Source organism: Paraburkholderia graminis, assembly GCF_003330785.1.
Taxonomy (GTDB): domain Bacteria; phylum Pseudomonadota; class Gammaproteobacteria; order Burkholderiales; family Burkholderiaceae; genus Paraburkholderia; species Paraburkholderia graminis.
Genome location: NZ_CP024934.1, coordinates 3,378,483 through 3,394,962, shown reverse-complemented (window position 1 = coordinate 3,394,962; position 16,480 = coordinate 3,378,483). Strand labels below are relative to the sequence as shown.

The following is a 16,480-nucleotide window of genomic DNA, read 5'->3' as shown; positions in this document are numbered from 1 at the left end:
CCTCATCGGTTGCAGCAGTGCGCAACCTCCGCTGTCTCCTCCACCTCCTCCTTTGGTGGATTAAACCCGAACCGCTAGTTCGGGTTTTTTTTCGCCCGCGCCGGCCTGCATGACGTGCGCTCGCGGAAGTCAATATCAGACGGCTCCCGCACCAAATCCCGCACGTTTTGACTTGACGTCACAAATTCCTTTATAATTCAGGGCTTTTCCGCATCCGCGCCCGCGGAGGAAGAACCAGGGAGAGCCTGCACGCGCCTCGATGCGCACACTACAAGCAGGAAAAAATACATTGGGCGCAGCAATTTTTTTGGATCGATCATGAAGACGTTTTCCGCAAAAGCCCATGAGGTTACGCGTGAATGGTACGTGATTGACGCGACGGATAAGGTTCTCGGGCGTGTCGCCAGCGAAGTGGCACACCGTCTTCGCGGCAAGCACAAGCCTGAATTCACTCCGCACGTCGACACCGGTGATTTCATCATCGTTATCAACGCCGGCAAGCTGAAGGTCACGGGCAACAAGGCTACTGACAAGAAGTACTACCGTCACTCGGGCTACCCGGGCGGTATCTATGAAACGACGTTCGGCAAGATGCAGGAACGCTTCCCGGGCCGCGCGCTCGAGAAAGCGGTCAAGGGCATGCTGCCGAAGGGCCCGCTCGGCTACGCGATGATCAAGAAGCTGAAGGTCTACGCTGAAGCAACGCATCCGCATTCGGCACAACAGCCGAAAGCGCTCGAGATCTAAGGGGAGCCCACATGATCGGTAACTGGAATTACGGCACGGGCCGCCGCAAGAGCGCCGTCGCACGCGTCTTCATCAAGGCTGGCAAGGGCGAGATCATTGTCAACGGCAAGCCTATCGCCGATTACTTCTCGCGCGAAACGTCGCTGATGATCGTGCGTCAGCCGCTGGAACTCACGAACCACGGCGTCACGTTCGACATCAAGGTCAACGTGAACGGTGGCGGTGAAACGGGTCAAGCCGGTGCGGTTCGCCACGGCATCACCCGCGCGCTGATGGACTACGACGCAACGCTGAAGCCGGAACTGTCGAAGGCTGGCTTCGTTACGCGTGACGCTCGTGAAGTCGAACGTAAGAAGGTCGGCTTCCACAAGGCACGTCGCCGGAAGCAATTCTCGAAGCGTTAATCGTTTCGGGTGCGAACCGGCTTATCGCTGGAACGCAGCAAAAGCCGCCAACGCTATCGCGAAGGCGGCTTTTTTTATGGTGGCGGCACCCTGTAAGAACCCATTGATTTTGTGGGCATCAGCACGATATTGAGATCAGCCCTACAATAGCGGTTAGAAGCTTTCTGGAGAGTTCGAATGAACGCAGTCACCGACACACCCGTGACCGAGATGCCCGCCCCCTTCGTTTTTACCGACGCAGCGGCTGACAAGGTCAAGCAACTGATCGAAGAAGAAGGCAATGCGGACCTGAAACTGCGCGTTTTCGTGCAGGGCGGCGGCTGCTCGGGCTTTCAATACGGCTTTACGTTCGACGAAGCCGTCAACGAAGACGACACCGTCATGAACAAGAGCGGCGTGCAATTGCTGATCGACTCGATGAGCTACCAGTACCTGGTTGGCGCTGAGATCGACTACAAGGACGACATCAACGGCGCCCAGTTCGTGATCAAGAATCCGAACGCAAGCACCACTTGCGGTTGCGGATCGTCGTTCTCGGTTTAAAGCCGGGCAGGCAGCGTATTGCATAAGAAACGGGGCTTCGGCCCCGTTTGTTATTGGCGGCGCGGCAAAGCGAGAGCCTCCCTCCGCGCGAATCAACCGTCAGCGCGGATAAATCGCCCCCAGCACCCGCTCGGCGCTCGCACCCGTCACGGCCGGCAAACTGCCCGGCAGGCGCGCCACGCAGCGCATCGCGAGCCACGCAAACGCGAGCGGCTCGACCTGGCTCGGCGGCACGCCGAGCGCGTCGGTGGTCATCACCGGCACGCCACTCGCGCCGCTATCGTCCAGTGCCTGCTGCAACGCCTTCATGATCTCCGGATTGCGCGCGCCGCCGCCGCATACGTAGACCGCTTTCACATCCGATGCATGCCGTTCGATCTCTCGCGCCACCGACACCGCGGTCAGCGCGACAAGCGTCGCCTGCACATCGGCGGGCGCGAGTCCCGCGAACGGCTGCAGCCTGGCGTCGAGCCACTCCGCGTTGAACAGATCGCGCCCGGTGCTTTTGGGCGGCTGTTGCGCGAAGAACGGCTCGTCGAGCAAAGCGTTCAGCAGCGGGCGGTCGACCTGGCCGCTTGCCGCGAAATGACCGTTTTCATCGAACGGCTTGCCGAGATGGCGTTGCGCCCATTCGTCGAGCAGCGCGTTTGCCGGCCCGCAATCGAAGCCGCGCACGCTGCCGGTCGCATTCAGGATCGTGATATTGCTGATCCCGCCAAGATTGCAGACCACGCGCGTTTCGTCCTTCGAGCCGAACACGGTTGCGTGAAACGCGGGCACGAGCGGCGCGCCCTGGCCGCCTGCGGCGACGTCGCGGCTGCGGAAATCGGCGATCACGTCGATATGCATCATTTCCGCGAGCAGCGCCGGGTTATTGATCTGCCGCGTATAGCCCTTTTCCGGCCGATGCCGCACCGTCTGCCCATGCACGCCGATCGCGCGTACCTCGGCGGCCGAGACGTGGCAGCCGCGCAGCAGCTCGTGACAGCACACGGTATATCGCGTGGCGAGCGCGTTGGCGGCGAGCGCCTCGCGTTCGATCTCGTTTTCGCCCGGCTGTTGCAGCGCGAACAGCGCCTCCCGCAGGCCCGCCGCGAAACCGACGAACGCCTCGGCCAGCACCACGGGCGGCTTCCCCTCGGCGAACCGGACGGCCACGCCGTCCACGCCGTCCATGCTCGTGCCTGACATCAATCCAAAGTAGACGCCGTCTGCGGGCTCTTGCGCCACGTTGCTGCTCCTGTCGATGATGAGTTGCGGGTTCATTGCCGCCAGTCGGCCGCTGTTTTCTGCCGCCTGTTGGCGAAGGTTGTAGCAGATTATCGACGCAAGCGCGGTCGAAGATGAAGCGCGTCGCCATGCTTCGCTGGTCGTCCGGCTGCGAATGCCACGCGTATACAGGCGCTCGAGCCCGCTTCAGTGGGCGCGGCGGCGCGCATCTATGGGACAATCTGTTTTTTTCGCGACTTCAAGTTTCCAGCATGAGCACCGAGTCCAACAAGCCGAACCCCGCCGCCCCCGCTTTCCCGATCACCGACGAAGTCCGTCACGCGCTCGCCATTACCAAGCGCGGCGTCGACGAATTGCTGATCGAGGAAGAATTCGCGCAAAAACTCGCGAAGAGCGCGGCTACCGGCACGCCGCTGCGCATCAAGCTCGGGCTCGATCCGACCGCGCCGGACATCCACATCGGCCATACGGTCGTGCTGAACAAGATGCGCCAGTTGCAGGACCTCGGTCACACGGTGATTTTTCTGATCGGCGACTTCACGTCGCTGATCGGCGATCCGTCGGGCCGCAACGCCACGCGCCCGCCGCTCACGCGCGAGCAGATCGAATCGAACGCGAAGACGTATTTCGAACAGGCTGCGCTCGTGCTCGATCGCGAGAAGACCGAGATCCGCTACAACAGCGAATGGTCGATGCCGCTCGGCGCCGACGGCATGATCAAGCTCGCGTCGCGCTACACGGTGGCGCGCATTCTCGAGCGCGAAGATTTCACCAAGCGTTTCCAGAGCGGCGTGCCGATTTCGATCCACGAATTCCTGTACCCGTTGATGCAGGGCTACGACTCGGTCGCGCTCAACGCCGACCTCGAACTCGGCGGCACCGATCAGAAGTTCAACCTGCTCGTCGGCCGCGAACTGCAGAAGCAGTACGGCCAGGAGCAGCAATGCATTCTGACGATGCCGCTGCTGGAAGGCCTCGACGGCGTCGAGAAAATGTCGAAGTCGAAGAACAACTACATCGGCATCAGCGAAAAACCGACAGATATGTTCGGCAAGCTGATGAGCATTTCCGACACGCTGATGTGGCGTTACTTCGAACTGCTGTCGTTCCGTCCGATGGACGAGATCGCGGCGTTCAAGCGTGAAGCCGAGGCAGGCCGCAATCCGCGCGATTTCAAGGTCATGCTGGGCCAGGAAATCGTCGCGCGTTTTCATTCGCCGGCCGACGCCGAGCGCGCGCTCGAAGACTTCAACCACCGCGCGAAGGGCGGTGTGCCGGACGATATTCCGGCGGTCGCGCTCGCCGGCGCGCCGCTCGCGATCGGCCAGTTGCTCAAGCAGGCGAACCTCGTGCCGTCGACGAGCGAAGCGCTGCGCAATATCGAGCAGGGCGGCGTGAAAATCGACGGCGCGACCGTCTCGGACAAGGGCTTGAAAGTCGAGGCGGGCGAGTACGTCGTGCAGGTCGGCAAGCGCCGCTTTGCGCGCGTCACGCTGACCGCCTGACTATGACCGTGCGTGCGATGAACCGTAGCGCACAGCCGGAGCCCGCTCGATGATCGCGTTGATCCAACGCGTGCGGCGCGCCGAGGTGCGTGTCGTGGACGGTGACACCGAGCGCGTGACGGGTGCAATCGACGCGGGCCTGCTCGCGCTCGTCTGCGCGGAACGCGGCGACACCCAAGCCGCGGCCGACCGGCTGCTGGCGAAGGTGCTCGGCTACCGCGTGTTCAGCGACGCCGCCGGCAAGATGAATCTGTCAGTGCAAAACGTGGACGGCGCGGGGCGCGCGGGCGGCCTGCTGCTGGTGTCGCAGTTCACGCTGGCCGCGGACACGAACAGCGGGCTGCGTCCGAGCTTCACGCCCGCCGCGCGGCCGGACGAGGGCAAGCGTCTGTTCGACTATTTCGTGTCGGCGGCGCGCGCGAAACATCCCATCGTCGAGACCGGCGAATTCGGCGCGGACATGCAGGTGTCGCTCGTCAACGACGGCCCCGTCACCTTCTGGCTGCAAACCAACGCCTGAACGTCGCGCGGTTCTTGCGACAATAGCGGCCTGGCACAACCGGCGAACAGCGCCCACTTCGATCCCATGACCACGCAGATCCTGTTTATCCGGCACGGCGAGACCGACTGGAATCGCATCAAGCGCATTCAAGGGCATATCGACATTCCGCTCGCCGAAGCGGGTCTCGCCCAGGCGCAGAAACTGGCTCGCCGTATCGCCGATGACGTGAAGCACGGCGCGCGGCTCGACGCGATTTATTCGAGCGATCTGCAACGCGCGCGGCAAACCGCGCAGCCCATCGCCGACGCGCTCGGCTTGCCCGTGCAGTTGCGCGAAGGTTTGCGTGAGCGTTCGTACGGCGCATTCCAGGGCCACGACAGCGACGAAATCGCGGCGCGTTTTCCCGACGAATACGCGCATTGGCAGACTCGCGATCCTGGCTTTGCGCCGCCCGAAGGCGAATCGCTGCGCGTGTTCTACCATCGCGTGCTGCATGCAATTGAGCCGCTTGTGGCCGCACATCCGGGCGGCCGGATCGCCTGCGTCGCGCATGGCGGCGTGCTCGATTGCGTGCGCCGCTTCGCGTGCGGCTTGCCGCTCGATGCGCCGCGCGACTACCCGCTGTTGAACACGAGCGTGAACGTGGTCGATTACGACGACGGGCGCGCGACGGTGGTGTCGTGGGGCGATGTATCGCATCTCGACGCACCGAGCGCCGACGACAGTTTCAAGAAGGTGCCGGAACCGGGGCGGTAATCAGGCGTTGGATGCGTCGGGCGGTGCGCGTTGCGCCGCCTGCGCGCAGGGCCATGCCGCACGCTGAACTGAACTCAGCCCTCACGCGGCTAAGCCGCACATCAACTGAACTCCCACACCCAATCCGCACTCAACTCGCAGCCGAGTCCCACAAGCCAGGCAGCCCGCTCGACGCTTCCGGCGCCGCAAGCCCGAAGTGCCGGTAAGTGAGCAGTGTGGCCACGCGGCCGCGCGGCGTGCGCTGCAGGAAGCCTTGCTGGATCAGATACGGCTCGAGCACGTCTTCGATCGTGTCACGTTCCTCGCCGATCGCCGCCGCCAGGTTGTCGACGCCGACCGGTCCGCCGTCGAACTTGTGCAGGATCGCTTCGAGCAGCTTGCGGTCCATCAGATCGAAGCCGACCGCGTCGACGTCGAGCATGCGCAGCGCCGCGTCGGCCACTTGCGCGGTGATGTTGCCGTCGGCCTTGACCTCGGCGAAATCGCGCACGCGCCGCAGCAGCCGGTTGGCGATACGCGGCGTGCCGCGCGCGCGCTTCGCAATTTCAAATGCGCCGTCCGGATGAATCTGCGCATTCAGCAACGAAGCCGAGCGCGTGACGATGCGCGCGAGTTCTTCGGCGTTATAAAACTCGAGCCGCGCAACGATGCCGAAGCGATCGCGCAGCGGATTCGTCAGCATGCCCGCGCGCGTGGTCGCGCCGACCAGCGTGAACGGCTGCAAATCGAGCTTCACGCTGCGCGCGGCTGGCCCTTCGCCGATCATGATGTCGATTTGATAATCCTCGAGCGCGGGGTACAGGATTTCCTCGACGACCGGCGAGAGCCGGTGAATTTCGTCGATGAACAGTACGTCGTTGGCTTCGAGATTGGTGAGCAGCGCGGCGAGGTCGCCCGCGCGCTCGAGCACGGGTCCGGACGTCTGCCGCAGATTCACGCCCATTTCACGCGCGATGATATGCGCGAGCGTGGTCTTGCCGAGACCCGGCGGCCCGAACAGCAATACGTGATCGAGCGATTCCGAGCGGCGCTTCGCGGCCTCGATAAAGATTTCGAGCTGGCCGCGCACCTTTTCCTGCCCGACATATTCTTCGAGCTGACGAGGGCGCAACGCGCGTTCGAACGCTTCCTCGTTCGGCGAGACGGGCGTGGCCGCGATGATGCGCTCGGCGGCGAGTTTGTCGGTTTCGATCATCCGGTCATTGTACCGCGCGAGGCGCGCGGCGAAACCCGGCCGAATGGCCAGGGTGCGCGGCTTCGCGAACTGTGGGACGCTTGCTGCATCGGTCGTGCGGCCCGCGCACTGTGAAAAAGCCTCAGGCCTTCGACAAGGCCTTCAACGCGAGCTTGATGCCTTCGGACACGCCCGTGCCGGCCGGCACGTTTTTGACTGCGGCGAGGGCTTCCTTCTCCGAGTAGCCCAACGCGAGCAGCGCATTGAGAATGTCCGACGCGTGATCGGATGCGGACACCGTGCCGGCCATCGCGCCCAGGTCGGCGCCGAGCTTGCCCTTCAACTCGAGCAGCAAGCGCTCGGCCGTCTTCTTGCCGATGCCCGGCACGCGCGTGAGGCGCGCGGCGTCCTGCAGCGTGACCGTCTGCGAGAGCTCGTGCACGCTCATGCCGGAGAGCACGGCGAGCGCCATGCGCGCGCCGATACCGGAGATCTTCAGCAGCTCGCGGAAGGTCGAACGTTCCTCGGCGGTGCCGAAGCCGTACAACAGGTGCGCATCTTCGCGCACGATCATTTGCGTGAGCAGCACGACGCGCTCGCCAGTGGACGGCAGGTTGTAGAACGTGCTCATCGGCACGTCGACTTCATAACCGACGCCGTTGCAATCGACGAGCAGATGCGGCGGGTTTTTTTCCAGCAGAACGCCGGCAATGCGACCGATCATGGCGAGTTCGAACTTGTGAGAAAGGGCGAGTGTAGCGCAGCGCGTGCCGCGCACCTATCCCACGAGACGCCCGCGTCTGACCCGCAGCCCTTTCTTTGCAAGCGATGGCGCGATGCCGCCGAGCGTGCTCAACGTCGTGCCGCCGTGCGCGTGACAGATCGCCATGCCGAGCGCGTCGGCGGCGTCGGTGCCCGGCACGCCGGAAAGATTCAGCAGGCGCACGACCATCTGCTGCATCTGCTCCTTGGTCGCGCGGCCGTAGCCGACCACCGCCTGCTTCAACTGCAGCGCGGTGTATTCGGCAACCGGCACGCCGCCCGCGACGAGGCCGCAAATGGCCGCGCCGCGCGCCTGACCGAGCAGCAAGGTGGACTGCGGATTGACGTTGACGAACACTTTTTCGATCGCCGATTGATCCGGCGAGTGCTGGCGAATCAGCGTCGAAATGCCTTCGAAAATAGTGCCGAGGCGCGACGGCAGATCGGCGTCGGCGGTCTTGATAACGCCGCTCGCGACGTAGCTGAGCGTGTGTCCGCTTTGGTCGATCACGCCGAAGCCCGTCACGCGCAAGCCGGGGTCGATGCCAAGAATTCTCATGAAGTGCCGCACATGCGGTTAAAGCCAAGTGCCTGCGATACTACAACAGACGCGCCGCACGGCGGCCCGCAAAAGGTCGTGGCGGCGGAATAAAAACTGCTGCGTCTGTCGGAAGGAGGTGATCGGATATGCAGCGCTATGGAAACAGAAGCGGGACATCCGGCGTCGTGGCCTACGAAATCGGCGATAACTTTGTCGCTGCCCGCTTCAACTCGGGCACGACGTATTGGTACTCGAAAAAAAGCGTCGGCGTCAAACACGTCGCGGCGCTCAAGCGGCTCGCGAAACAGGGCGAGGGTCTTGGCACCTACATCAGTCAGCATCCGGAAGTGAGGGACGGCTACGAGCGCAAGGACCCACCAGACTGACGACTGACGACGCGTGACGAACGTCGGCCACTGACCGCCGCAGCGAGCGGCAAAACAAAACGGCCCGGCGGAAAATTCCACCGGGCCGTTCTATCGTCTCTTACCCTGGACACGGCAAAACAACACGCCGCCGCTCAAGCCAATATCAATGCCGGAAGTGACGCACGCCGGTCAGCACCATCGCGATGTTGTGCTCGTCCGCGGCGCTGACCACTTCGTCGTCGCGCATCGAGCCACCTGGCTGGATCACGCACGTCGCGCCCGCTGCCACGACCACGTCGAGGCCGTCGCGGAACGGGAAGAACGCATCCGACGCCACCGCCGAACCGGTCAGCGTCAAGCCCGCGTTCTGCGCCTTGATGCTCGCGATGCGCGCGGAATCCACGCGGCTCATCTGACCCGCGCCGACGCCGAGCGTCATGCCGTTGCCGCAGAACACGATCGCGTTCGACTTCACGTACTTCGCGACGCGCCAGGCGAACAGCAGATCGTCCATCTCCTTCGGCGTGGGATGACGCTTCGTCACCACGCGCAATTCGCGCGGCTGCACGTTTTTCGAATCGAGCGATTGAACCAGCAGGCCGCCGCCCACGCGCTTCAGATCGAACGCGTTATGGCCTTCGCCCAGCGCGATTTCCAGCAGACGCACGTTCTGCTTCGCTGCGAAAACCTGGCGCGCTTCGGCGCTGAACGACGGCGCGATCAGCACTTCGACGAACTGCTTGGCCACTGCTTGCGCCGCGGTTTCGTCCACTTCGCGATTGAACGCGATGATGCCGCCGAACGCCGAAGTCGGATCGGTCTGGAACGCCTTCGAATACGCTTCGTTCGCGTCCGCGCCCACCGCCACGCCGCACGGATTCGCATGCTTGACGATCACGCAGGCCGGCACGTCGAAGGTCTTCACGCATTCCCACGCCGCGTCCGAATCCGCGATGTTGTTGTACGACAGTTCCTTACCCTGCAACTGGTTGTAGTTCGCCAGCGCGCCGGCCGGCACCGACAGATCGCGATAGAACGCGGCGCTCTGATGCGGGTTTTCGCCGTAGCGCAAGTCCTGCACCTTGTCGAAGGCGAGGTTGAACGTAGCCGGATAAGCGTTGCGCGACGAGTGCTGCAACTCGTCGGTGAGGCTCGTCAGATAGTTGGTGATCGCGCCGTCGTATTGCGCGGTGTGCGCGAACACCTTGGTCGCGAGACGGAAGTTCGTCTTGTACGACACCGCGTTGCCGTTCGCGCGCATTTCGTCGAGCACGACCGCGTAATCAGCGGGATCGACCACCACGGTCACGTCGCGATGATTCTTCGCGGCCGAGCGCAGCATGGTCGGGCCGCCGATGTCGATGTTCTCGATCGCGTCTTCCAGCGAGCACTCTTCCTTCGACACCGTCTGCACGAACGGGTACAGGTTCACGACCAGCAGGTCGATGGTCGGAATGTCGTGCTTCTCGAGCGCCGCCATGTGTTCCGGCAGATCGCGGCGCGCGAGAATGCCGCCGTGCACCTTCGGATGCAGCGTTTTCACGCGCCCGTCCAGCATTTCCGGGAAGCCCGTGTAGTCGGCGACTTCGGTGACGGACAGACCCGCGTCCGCGAGCAGTTTCGCGGTGCCGCCGGTCGACAGGATCTTGACGCCGAGGTCCGACAGCGACTTGGCGAAGTCGACAATGCCGGACTTGTCGGAAACGGAGATGAGCGCTTGCTTGATCATGATGAAGACGAAAAGCCGAAGGGAAACGTGGCAGGGCGCGAGAAAACTAGAACCCGCTACAACAGACCATGCTGTTGCAGCTTCTTGCGCAGCGTATTGCGGTTGATGCCGAGATACTCGGCGGCCAGCGACTGATTGCCGCCGGCCTGCTCGAGCACCACTTCGAGCAGGGGTTTTTCAACGCACGAAATCACCATGTCATAGACGTCGTGCGGATTCGAGCCGTCGAGATCCTGGAAGTAGATGCCCAGGCTGTCGCGGACAGATTGTTCGATATTGTTCTTGCTCATGCAGCTAGTCGGTCGGTGTGGTTCTCGCCCTGGTTGTCGAGCCCGGCATCGCCGGGTGATTCGTCGACGTAGACGAGGCGGTCGGAGATCGCCTTCTGCGCGTCGAAAAATTCGTTGACGGCGAGGAGTTGTTCGCGCGTGCTGTCCAGCGTATTCATGCGATGCCGGAACAGGTTGGCGCCGGAAAGGCCGCGAGTGTACCAGCCGATGTGCTTGCGCGCAGTGCGAACGCCCGTAAATTCGCCGTAGAAACCGTAGTGATCTTCCAGGTGCTCGTTCATGACCTGCTGGATTTCGTCGATGCGCGGCGGCGGCAGCAACTCGCCCGTTTGCAGGAAATGCTCGATCTCGCGGAACAGCCACGGACGCCCCTGCGCCGCGCGCCCGATCATGATCGCGTCGGCGCCCGTCACGGCGAGCACATGGCGCGCTTTTTCCGGCGACGAAATGTCGCCGTTGGCCACGACCGGAATGCGCACCGCCGCCTTGACCGCGGCGATGGTCTCGTACTCGGCGTCGCCGTGATACAGGTCGGCGCGCGTGCGGCCGTGCACGGTCAGCATGGAGATGCCGGCGGCCTCGGCGAGACGCGCGACGTTCAGCGCGTTTTTGTTCTCGCGATTCCAGCCCGTGCGGATTTTCAGCGTGACCGGCACCGCGTCGGGACCGACGCCCACTGCCGCGACCACCGCCTCGACGATGCGCTGCACGAGCGGCTCGTTTTGCAGCAGCGCCGAACCGGCCGCGACGTTGCAGACTTTCTTGGCCGGACAGCCCATGTTGATGTCGATGATCTGCGCGCCGTTCGCGACGTTGTAGCGGGCGGCTTCGGCCATCATGTCGGGGTCGGCGCCGGCGATCTGCACGGCGATCGGCTCGACTTCGCCCGCGTGGTTCGCGCGGCGCATGGTTTTCTCGCTCTTCCACAGTTGCGCGTTCGACGCGACCATTTCCGACACCGCATAGCCCGCGCCGAGCCGTTTGCAAAGCTGGCGGAACGGACGATCGGTGACGCCGGCCATGGGCGCGACGAACAGGTTGTTACGCAGATTGTGCGAGCCGATGGTGGGCATGACGTGGACGCGCGCGCCGCCGATTGTTCGATTTCGTCAATCGGAGCATTCGCGAAATGCGAGGGAAAACCGCCATTTTAGCGTTAACAGATAGCCCGCACTTCAATTGCGGGCGTCGTAACCCATTAAATCTTCTATGAAAGTCGCCGGCGTCATAGAGTCGGCGCCGCTCGCGCGAGGGTTCGTGCGAGGGTTCCTGGTGAAGTGGCCCGCGCTCGTCAGCGGCGCTGTCCGAACATCATTTGACGCGCGAGCGCGGTCTTCACCGGCGGCACGAATTCCAACGCGGTCAGCGCAAGCCCGCGCATGATCGCGAGCGGCGCGAAGTCGACGGTGAAAAGGCGCGCGAGCGTGTCGGTGGCGCCGATCGTCAAGCGCCGGTCGAGCGCGCGACGCTGCGCGAAAGTGGCGAGCGCAAGCGTCGTCGGGCCTTCCGCCGACAATGCGTCGGCGAGCGCGTGCGCGTCGCGCAAACCCAGATTGAGGCCCTGGCCCGCAACCGGATGCAGCGTCTGCGCGGCATTGCCGATGGCGACGACCCGGCCGCTCACCTGCGTATCGACGGCGTTCAACCCGAGCGGGAACGACGCCCGTCCCTTGATGTGCGTGAAGCGTCCCATGCGTCCGCCGAATGCGGCGCCGAGTTCGCGCAGGAATTCGTCGTCGGGAAGCTGCGCGCGGCGCGCGGCTTCGTCGGGCGCGCAGCACCAGACGAGCGCGTAGTCGGCGCCGCGCACGCCGCCCATCGGCAGCAAGGCAATCGGGCCTTCCGGCGTGAAGCGTTCCCACGCGACGTGCGGTTGCGGCGTCGACACGCTCACCGTGCCGACCAGCGCCGTTTGTCCGTAGTCGCGTGTGCCGGGTTTGTCGGCGCCTTTGTCCGCGCCATTTGTGGCGCTTTCTCCCTCGCGCTTTCCAGCCTTCTGCGCACCCCGCTGATCACCGAACAAACCGCCTTCCGCGCTCACCAGAATGCGCGTGCGCAGCCGGCGCGTGACGCCCGCGGTTTCGATCGGCAGCGTGACGCCGTCCTGTTCCTGAACCGGCGTCGCGGCGGACGTCGAACGGAACCAGTGGACTCGCGTTGCATGCACCGCTTCGGCCAGACCGTGCACGATCGAGCCGTAACGCAGCACGTAGCCGAGCGCCGGCAGCCCGTGCTCGCCGTGGTCGATCAGCGTGCGGCCGAAGTGTCCGCGCTGCGAGACGTGGATGCGCTGGATCGCGGTTGCGTCGGCGGGCCAGCGCAGCGGTTCGAGAATCATGCGGCTGCCGTGCGAGACGGCGATCGCGCGCGGGTCCGCGATCGAATCTTCGGGCTCGCGCGCGTCGATCAGCGCGATCTTCAGCTCGCGCGTCGCGCTGCGGCGCGCGAGCCAACCGGCAAGCGCGAGTCCGACCGGTCCGGCGCCGACAATCGTCACGTCGAAATCGAAATGCTGATTGAGCGCCGCGGGCTTCAGGATGACCGTGGACGGAGAAGCATCGTTCATGGCCGGTTACGTCCTTGTCTGCTGAGCCGCGCGGGCGTCCTGCATCAGCGCCTCGATTTCGTCGGCGGCCACCGGCACGTCGCGGGTAATCAGTTCGCAGCCCGTTGGCGTGACGATCGCGTCGTCCTCGATGCGGATGCCGATGTTCCAGTAACGCTCGGGCACGCCTTCGGCCGGCCGGATGTACAGGCCGGGCTCGATAGTCAGCGTCATCGACGCCTGCAGTGTGCGCCACGGCAGCACGCCTGCCTCGTCGCGCGGCGCGCCGCGCTCGCGGTAGTCGCCGACATCGTGCACGTCCATGCCGAGCCAGTGGCCGGTGCGGTGCATATAGAAGGGTGCGTAGGCGCGCTCGGCGATTACGTCGTCGACGGAAGCGAACTTCGCGCGGTCGACGATGCCCGTGTCCAGCAAGCCTTGCGACAGCACGCGCACGGCCGCCTGATGCGGGTCGTCGAAGGTCGCGCCGGCGCGCGTCGCGTCGACGGCGGCCTGCTGCGCGGCCAGCACGATGTCGTACAGCTCGCGCTGCGCCGGCGTGAAGCGGCCGCTCGCCGGGAAAGTGCGCGTGATGTCGGACGCGTAGCCGTCGAGTTCGCAGGCCGCGTCGATCAGAATCAGGTCGCCGTCCTGCGCAATCGCGTTGCCGGCCGGGTAGTGCAGCACGCACGCATTCGCGCCCGCGGCGACGATCGACGTGTAAGCGGGCGCCTGCGCGCCGAACTTGCGGAACGTGTAGAGCAGCTCCGCTTCGAGTTCGTACTCGCGCACGCCGGGACGGCACGCGGCCATCGCCCGGCGGTGCGCCTGCGCGGAAATTTGTCCGGCGCGGCGCATGATGGCGAGCTCGTGGTCGTCCTTGATGAGCCGCATCTCGTCGAGTAACGGCAGCAGATCGCGCGCGGCCGTGGGCGCCGCGACGCCGCTGCGGCCCTGCGTCCGCACGGCTTCCAGCCAGCCGCGCACCTGGCCGTCGAGTTCGTCCGACGTGCCCAGCGCGTAGTGCAGCGACGGCTTGTCCGCGAGGAGCCGCGGCACGTGTGCGTCGATTTCGTCGAAGGGAAACGCGGCGTCGAATCCGAACGCGACGCGTGCGCCGTCGGGCCCGAAACGGAAACCTTCCCAGATCTCGCGCTCGACGTTTTTCTCGCGGCAGAACAGGATCGACGCGGGCTCGCCGGGAGCGGCGCTTGCGTCGAGCACGAGCAGCGCCTCCGGTTCGGTGAAGCCGGTCAGGTAGTAGAAGTAGCTGTCGTGCCGGTAGGGGTAGTCGGCGTCCCGGTTGCGCAGCGCTTCGGGCGCGGTCGGCACGATGGCGACGCCGCCGCCCGCTGCACGCAGCGCGGCGAGTACGCGCTCGCGGCGCGTGCGGTAGACGTCGATGGCGATGGTGGGTTCGGTCGGCTGGTTCATCGTGCGATTGTAGCGCCCAATGCGCGGACGAATTTGCGCCGGCGCGTTGCGCGGGCGCGCGGGATTGGTCGGGGCCAAACCGCCCCTTGGCCATTCAGCCAGCTAGACGGCGCGCGCGCGGCGCGGCAATGTTGCAATCCATCCACAGCGACTGAGCGTGCGGCTCGCGAAGCGCGCGCGGGGCGCTCGCGCACGCCGCTCAGCACTTATACTTTCGCCGGATTCAGAAAAAGGCAGATGGCAATGATGAAACTCATCGGTTCGCTCGCCAGCCCGTTCGTGCGCAAAGCGCGCATCGTGCTGGCCGACAAGAAGATCGACTACGAGCTGGTGCCCGAGAACGTCTGGGCGCCGGACACCCGCATTCATACCTTCAATCCGCTCGGCAAGGTGCCGTGCCTCGTGATGGAAGACGGCGAAGCGGTGTTCGACTCACGCGTGATCTGCGAGTACGTGGACACGCTGTCGCCGGTCGGCAAGCTGATTCCGCAATCGGGACGCGAGCGCATCGAGGTGCGCTGCTGGGAAGCGCTCGCCGACGGCCTCCTCGACGCGGCCGTGCTGATTCGCCTCGAAAGCACGCAGCGCACGCCGGAGCAGCGCGTCGACGCCTGGGTGGCGCGCCAGCAGCGCAAGATCGACGAAGCGCTCGTCGCCATGTCGCAAGGGCTCGCGGCCAAGCCGTGGTGCGCGGGCAATCACTACACGCTCGCCGATATCGCGGTGGGCTGCGCGTTGGGCTATCTGGATTTCCGCATGCCGGAGCTGAACTGGCGCGATGCGCATCCGAATCTCGACAAGCATTTTCAGAAGCTTTCGCTGCGCCAATCGTTTATCGATACTGCGCCGGCCAACTGAGCAGCTAAATAAAAGCGAAGTTGCTAACGGTTAAGGCAAGTTTGCAAAATTGCGTTAATCGCACTTTCAAAGTCATGAATTAAAGCTTTCAGTTGTGGTAAAAAAGCGCCTGCCCTCAGGCGCTTTTTTTCGTCTGTCGCGTGGGCAATGGTCATGCAGTCAACATATCCGGTCTTTTCGTGCCGATATGCGCCGTTGCAAATGGCGGCGAGCCCATCGCGCCGTCGAACGAATAACACCACAAAGAGACTTTCATAATGAAACCGTATCGCCTTGTTATTGCCGCTTCCGTCTGCTCGCTGTTTGCCGCGTGTTCCAGCGTCAGCAACCTGGACCCGTCTTCGCTGATTCAGTCCGGCCAACTGGCCACGCAGGCCGCCACGCTGTCGGACGCCGACGTGCGCGCGCTCACCGACAAATCGTGCGCGCAACTCGACAGCGAAAACACAATTGCGCCGGCCAACAGCAAATACCAGAAGCGCCTGAACAAGATCGCCGCGCAACTGGGCGACAACATCAACGGCACGCCGGTGAATTACAAGGTGTATGTGACGAAGGACGTCAATGCCTGGGCGATGGCGAACGGCTGCGTGCGCGTCTACAGCGGCCTGATGGACATGATGAACGACAACGAAGTGCGCGGCGTGGTCGGCCATGAAATGGGCCACGTGGCGCTTGGCCACACGAAGAAGGCGATGCAGGTCGCGTATGCGACGTCGGCGGTGCGTTCGGTTGCGTCGTCGGCGGGTGGCGTTGCAGGCGCGCTGTCCGGCTCGCAATTGGGCGAGTTTTCGGAAAAGCTGATTAACGCGCAATTCTCGCAAACGCAGGAAAGCGCCGCGGACGACTATTCTTTCGATTTGCAGAAAAAGAAGAATCTCGATCCGTCGGGTCTCGTCACGGCGTTCAACAAACTCGCGCAAATGGACGGCGGTAAATCGAGCATGCTGAGTTCGCATCCGGCATCGCCGGCGCGTGCGCAGCATATTCAGCAGCGCATTGCGTCGAATCAGTAAGCCTGGTTTGAGCGGATGAAAAAACGCGCGCTGGCGGTTATGCCGCAGCGCGCGTTTTTTATTGCTGTGCTTTTTA

At 64.0% G+C, this 16,480-nt stretch carries 18 protein-coding genes; 9 read left to right on the top strand and 9 right to left on the bottom strand.

The window, feature by feature from the left end:
• Nucleotides 1-318 precede the first annotated feature (318 nt).
• The 3 genes from rplM to erpA all read left to right on the top strand — a co-directional run bounded on the left by rplM (nt 319) and on the right by erpA (nt 1,694).
• Nucleotides 319-747: a 50S ribosomal protein L13 gene (gene rplM, locus CUJ91_RS15175; RefSeq protein WP_020069304.1), complete on the top strand. Its 429-nt coding sequence runs from the start codon at nt 319-321 to the stop codon at nt 745-747.
• Nucleotides 748-758: 11 nt separating this feature from the next.
• Nucleotides 759-1,151, top strand: coding sequence for a 30S ribosomal protein S9 (gene rpsI / locus CUJ91_RS15170; RefSeq protein ID WP_007180423.1), 393 nt, complete (start codon nt 759-761; stop codon nt 1,149-1,151).
• Between the two features lie 177 nt (nt 1,152-1,328).
• Nucleotides 1,329-1,694 carry an iron-sulfur cluster insertion protein ErpA gene (gene erpA, locus CUJ91_RS15165; protein ID WP_029968241.1) on the top strand — a complete coding sequence of 122 codons (366 nt, stop codon included), beginning with the start codon at nt 1,329-1,331 and terminating at the stop codon, nt 1,692-1,694.
• Between the two features lie 99 nt (nt 1,695-1,793).
• Here erpA and CUJ91_RS15160 read toward each other — a convergent pair whose 3' ends face one another.
• On the bottom strand, nt 1,794-2,924 hold the full coding sequence (locus tag CUJ91_RS15160) for an anhydro-N-acetylmuramic acid kinase (protein WP_053859091.1): 1,131 nt from the start codon (nt 2,922-2,924) through the stop codon (nt 1,794-1,796).
• 251 nt (nt 2,925-3,175) lie between these two features.
• Here CUJ91_RS15160 and tyrS point away from each other — a divergent pair, with 251 nt between their 5' ends.
• The 3 genes from tyrS to CUJ91_RS15145 all read left to right on the top strand — a co-directional run bounded on the left by tyrS (nt 3,176) and on the right by CUJ91_RS15145 (nt 5,687).
• The gene (tyrS, locus tag CUJ91_RS15155; protein ID WP_006049907.1) at nt 3,176-4,429 is read left to right on the top strand and encodes a tyrosine--tRNA ligase; all 1,254 of its coding nucleotides are present in this window, start codon (nt 3,176-3,178) and stop codon (nt 4,427-4,429) included.
• Nucleotides 4,430-4,478: 49 nt separating this feature from the next.
• Nucleotides 4,479-4,949, top strand: coding sequence for a D-aminoacyl-tRNA deacylase (gene dtd, locus CUJ91_RS15150; protein ID WP_114156473.1), 471 nt, complete (start codon nt 4,479-4,481; stop codon nt 4,947-4,949).
• Nucleotides 4,950-5,015: 66 nt separating this feature from the next.
• On the top strand, nt 5,016-5,687 hold the full coding sequence (locus tag CUJ91_RS15145; protein ID WP_029968237.1) for a histidine phosphatase family protein: 672 nt from the start codon (nt 5,016-5,018) through the stop codon (nt 5,685-5,687).
• Nucleotides 5,688-5,817: 130 nt separating this feature from the next.
• On the opposite strand, the gene ruvB is transcribed toward CUJ91_RS15145, so the two are convergent.
• The 3 genes from ruvB to ruvC form a co-directional block, all read right to left on the bottom strand.
• The gene (gene ruvB, locus CUJ91_RS15140; RefSeq protein ID WP_053858723.1) at nt 5,818-6,882 is read right to left on the bottom strand and encodes a Holliday junction branch migration DNA helicase RuvB; all 1,065 of its coding nucleotides are present in this window, start codon (nt 6,880-6,882) and stop codon (nt 5,818-5,820) included.
• A gap of 121 nt (nt 6,883-7,003) precedes the next feature.
• Nucleotides 7,004-7,585 carry a Holliday junction branch migration protein RuvA gene (ruvA, locus tag CUJ91_RS15135; RefSeq protein ID WP_029968236.1) on the bottom strand — a complete coding sequence of 194 codons (582 nt, stop codon included), beginning with the start codon at nt 7,583-7,585 and terminating at the stop codon, nt 7,004-7,006.
• A gap of 54 nt (nt 7,586-7,639) precedes the next feature.
• Nucleotides 7,640-8,182: a crossover junction endodeoxyribonuclease RuvC gene (gene ruvC / locus CUJ91_RS15130; RefSeq protein WP_007180437.1), complete on the bottom strand. Its 543-nt coding sequence runs from the start codon at nt 8,180-8,182 to the stop codon at nt 7,640-7,642.
• Nucleotides 8,183-8,310: 128 nt separating this feature from the next.
• Between ruvC and CUJ91_RS15125 the strand changes: the two genes are divergently transcribed.
• Nucleotides 8,311-8,550: a hypothetical protein gene (locus tag CUJ91_RS15125; RefSeq protein WP_006049913.1), complete on the top strand. Its 240-nt coding sequence runs from the start codon at nt 8,311-8,313 to the stop codon at nt 8,548-8,550.
• A gap of 145 nt (nt 8,551-8,695) precedes the next feature.
• On the opposite strand, the gene purH is transcribed toward CUJ91_RS15125, so the two are convergent.
• From purH to CUJ91_RS15100, 5 genes are all read right to left on the bottom strand, one after another.
• Complete coding sequence (purH, locus tag CUJ91_RS15120; RefSeq protein WP_114156472.1) at nt 8,696-10,261, bottom strand: bifunctional phosphoribosylaminoimidazolecarboxamide formyltransferase/IMP cyclohydrolase; 1,566 nt, start codon at nt 10,259-10,261, stop codon at nt 8,696-8,698.
• Nucleotides 10,262-10,317: 56 nt separating this feature from the next.
• Nucleotides 10,318-10,551: a Fis family transcriptional regulator gene (locus CUJ91_RS15115; protein WP_006049915.1), complete on the bottom strand. Its 234-nt coding sequence runs from the start codon at nt 10,549-10,551 to the stop codon at nt 10,318-10,320.
• Nucleotides 10,548-11,624, bottom strand: coding sequence for a tRNA dihydrouridine synthase DusB (dusB, locus tag CUJ91_RS15110; RefSeq protein WP_029968232.1), 1,077 nt, complete (start codon nt 11,622-11,624; stop codon nt 10,548-10,550). Before dusB ends, CUJ91_RS15115 begins: the two co-directional genes overlap by 4 nt.
• Before the next feature lie 218 nt (nt 11,625-11,842).
• Nucleotides 11,843-13,117, bottom strand: coding sequence for a UbiH/UbiF/VisC/COQ6 family ubiquinone biosynthesis hydroxylase (locus tag CUJ91_RS15105; RefSeq protein WP_114156471.1), 1,275 nt, complete (start codon nt 13,115-13,117; stop codon nt 11,843-11,845).
• 6 nt (nt 13,118-13,123) lie between these two features.
• Nucleotides 13,124-14,530 carry an aminopeptidase P N-terminal domain-containing protein gene (locus CUJ91_RS15100; RefSeq protein WP_114156748.1) on the bottom strand — a complete coding sequence of 469 codons (1,407 nt, stop codon included), beginning with the start codon at nt 14,528-14,530 and terminating at the stop codon, nt 13,124-13,126.
• Nucleotides 14,531-14,773: 243 nt separating this feature from the next.
• Between CUJ91_RS15100 and CUJ91_RS15095 the strand changes: the two genes are divergently transcribed.
• Nucleotides 14,774-15,388, top strand: a complete 615-nt coding sequence (locus tag CUJ91_RS15095; protein WP_006049919.1) for a glutathione S-transferase C-terminal domain-containing protein — start codon at nt 14,774-14,776, stop codon at nt 15,386-15,388.
• 257 nt (nt 15,389-15,645) lie between these two features.
• Complete coding sequence (gene loiP / locus CUJ91_RS15090) at nt 15,646-16,404, top strand: metalloprotease LoiP (protein ID WP_006049920.1); 759 nt, start codon at nt 15,646-15,648, stop codon at nt 16,402-16,404.
• Nucleotides 16,405-16,480 lie beyond the last annotated feature (76 nt).

What these genes read in the sequence shown, in the direction of transcription:
- CUJ91_RS15100 (WP_114156748.1), bottom strand. Translation starts at nt 14,530, where the DNA reads ATGAACCAGCCGACCGAACCCACCATCGCCATCGACGTCTACCGCACG.
- purH (WP_114156472.1), bottom strand. Translation starts at nt 10,261, where the DNA reads ATGATCAAGCAAGCGCTCATCTCCGTTTCCGACAAGTCCGGCATTGTC.
- dtd (WP_114156473.1), top strand. Translation starts at nt 4,479, where the DNA reads ATGATCGCGTTGATCCAACGCGTGCGGCGCGCCGAGGTGCGTGTCGTG.
- rplM (WP_020069304.1), top strand. Translation starts at nt 319, where the DNA reads ATGAAGACGTTTTCCGCAAAAGCCCATGAGGTTACGCGTGAATGGTAC.
- CUJ91_RS15115 (WP_006049915.1), bottom strand. Translation starts at nt 10,551, where the DNA reads ATGAGCAAGAACAATATCGAACAATCTGTCCGCGACAGCCTGGGCATC.
- ruvB (WP_053858723.1), bottom strand. Translation starts at nt 6,882, where the DNA reads ATGATCGAAACCGACAAACTCGCCGCCGAGCGCATCATCGCGGCCACG.
- rpsI (WP_007180423.1), top strand. Translation starts at nt 759, where the DNA reads ATGATCGGTAACTGGAATTACGGCACGGGCCGCCGCAAGAGCGCCGTC.
- loiP (WP_006049920.1), top strand. Translation starts at nt 15,646, where the DNA reads ATGAAACCGTATCGCCTTGTTATTGCCGCTTCCGTCTGCTCGCTGTTT.
- CUJ91_RS15125 (WP_006049913.1), top strand. Translation starts at nt 8,311, where the DNA reads ATGCAGCGCTATGGAAACAGAAGCGGGACATCCGGCGTCGTGGCCTAC.
- CUJ91_RS15095 (WP_006049919.1), top strand. Translation starts at nt 14,774, where the DNA reads ATGATGAAACTCATCGGTTCGCTCGCCAGCCCGTTCGTGCGCAAAGCG.
- tyrS (WP_006049907.1), top strand. Translation starts at nt 3,176, where the DNA reads ATGAGCACCGAGTCCAACAAGCCGAACCCCGCCGCCCCCGCTTTCCCG.
- dusB (WP_029968232.1), bottom strand. Translation starts at nt 11,624, where the DNA reads ATGCCCACCATCGGCTCGCACAATCTGCGTAACAACCTGTTCGTCGCG.
- erpA (WP_029968241.1), top strand. Translation starts at nt 1,329, where the DNA reads ATGAACGCAGTCACCGACACACCCGTGACCGAGATGCCCGCCCCCTTC.
- ruvC (WP_007180437.1), bottom strand. Translation starts at nt 8,182, where the DNA reads ATGAGAATTCTTGGCATCGACCCCGGCTTGCGCGTGACGGGCTTCGGC.
- ruvA (WP_029968236.1), bottom strand. Translation starts at nt 7,585, where the DNA reads ATGATCGGTCGCATTGCCGGCGTTCTGCTGGAAAAAAACCCGCCGCAT.
- CUJ91_RS15145 (WP_029968237.1), top strand. Translation starts at nt 5,016, where the DNA reads ATGACCACGCAGATCCTGTTTATCCGGCACGGCGAGACCGACTGGAAT.
- CUJ91_RS15105 (WP_114156471.1), bottom strand. Translation starts at nt 13,117, where the DNA reads ATGAACGATGCTTCTCCGTCCACGGTCATCCTGAAGCCCGCGGCGCTC.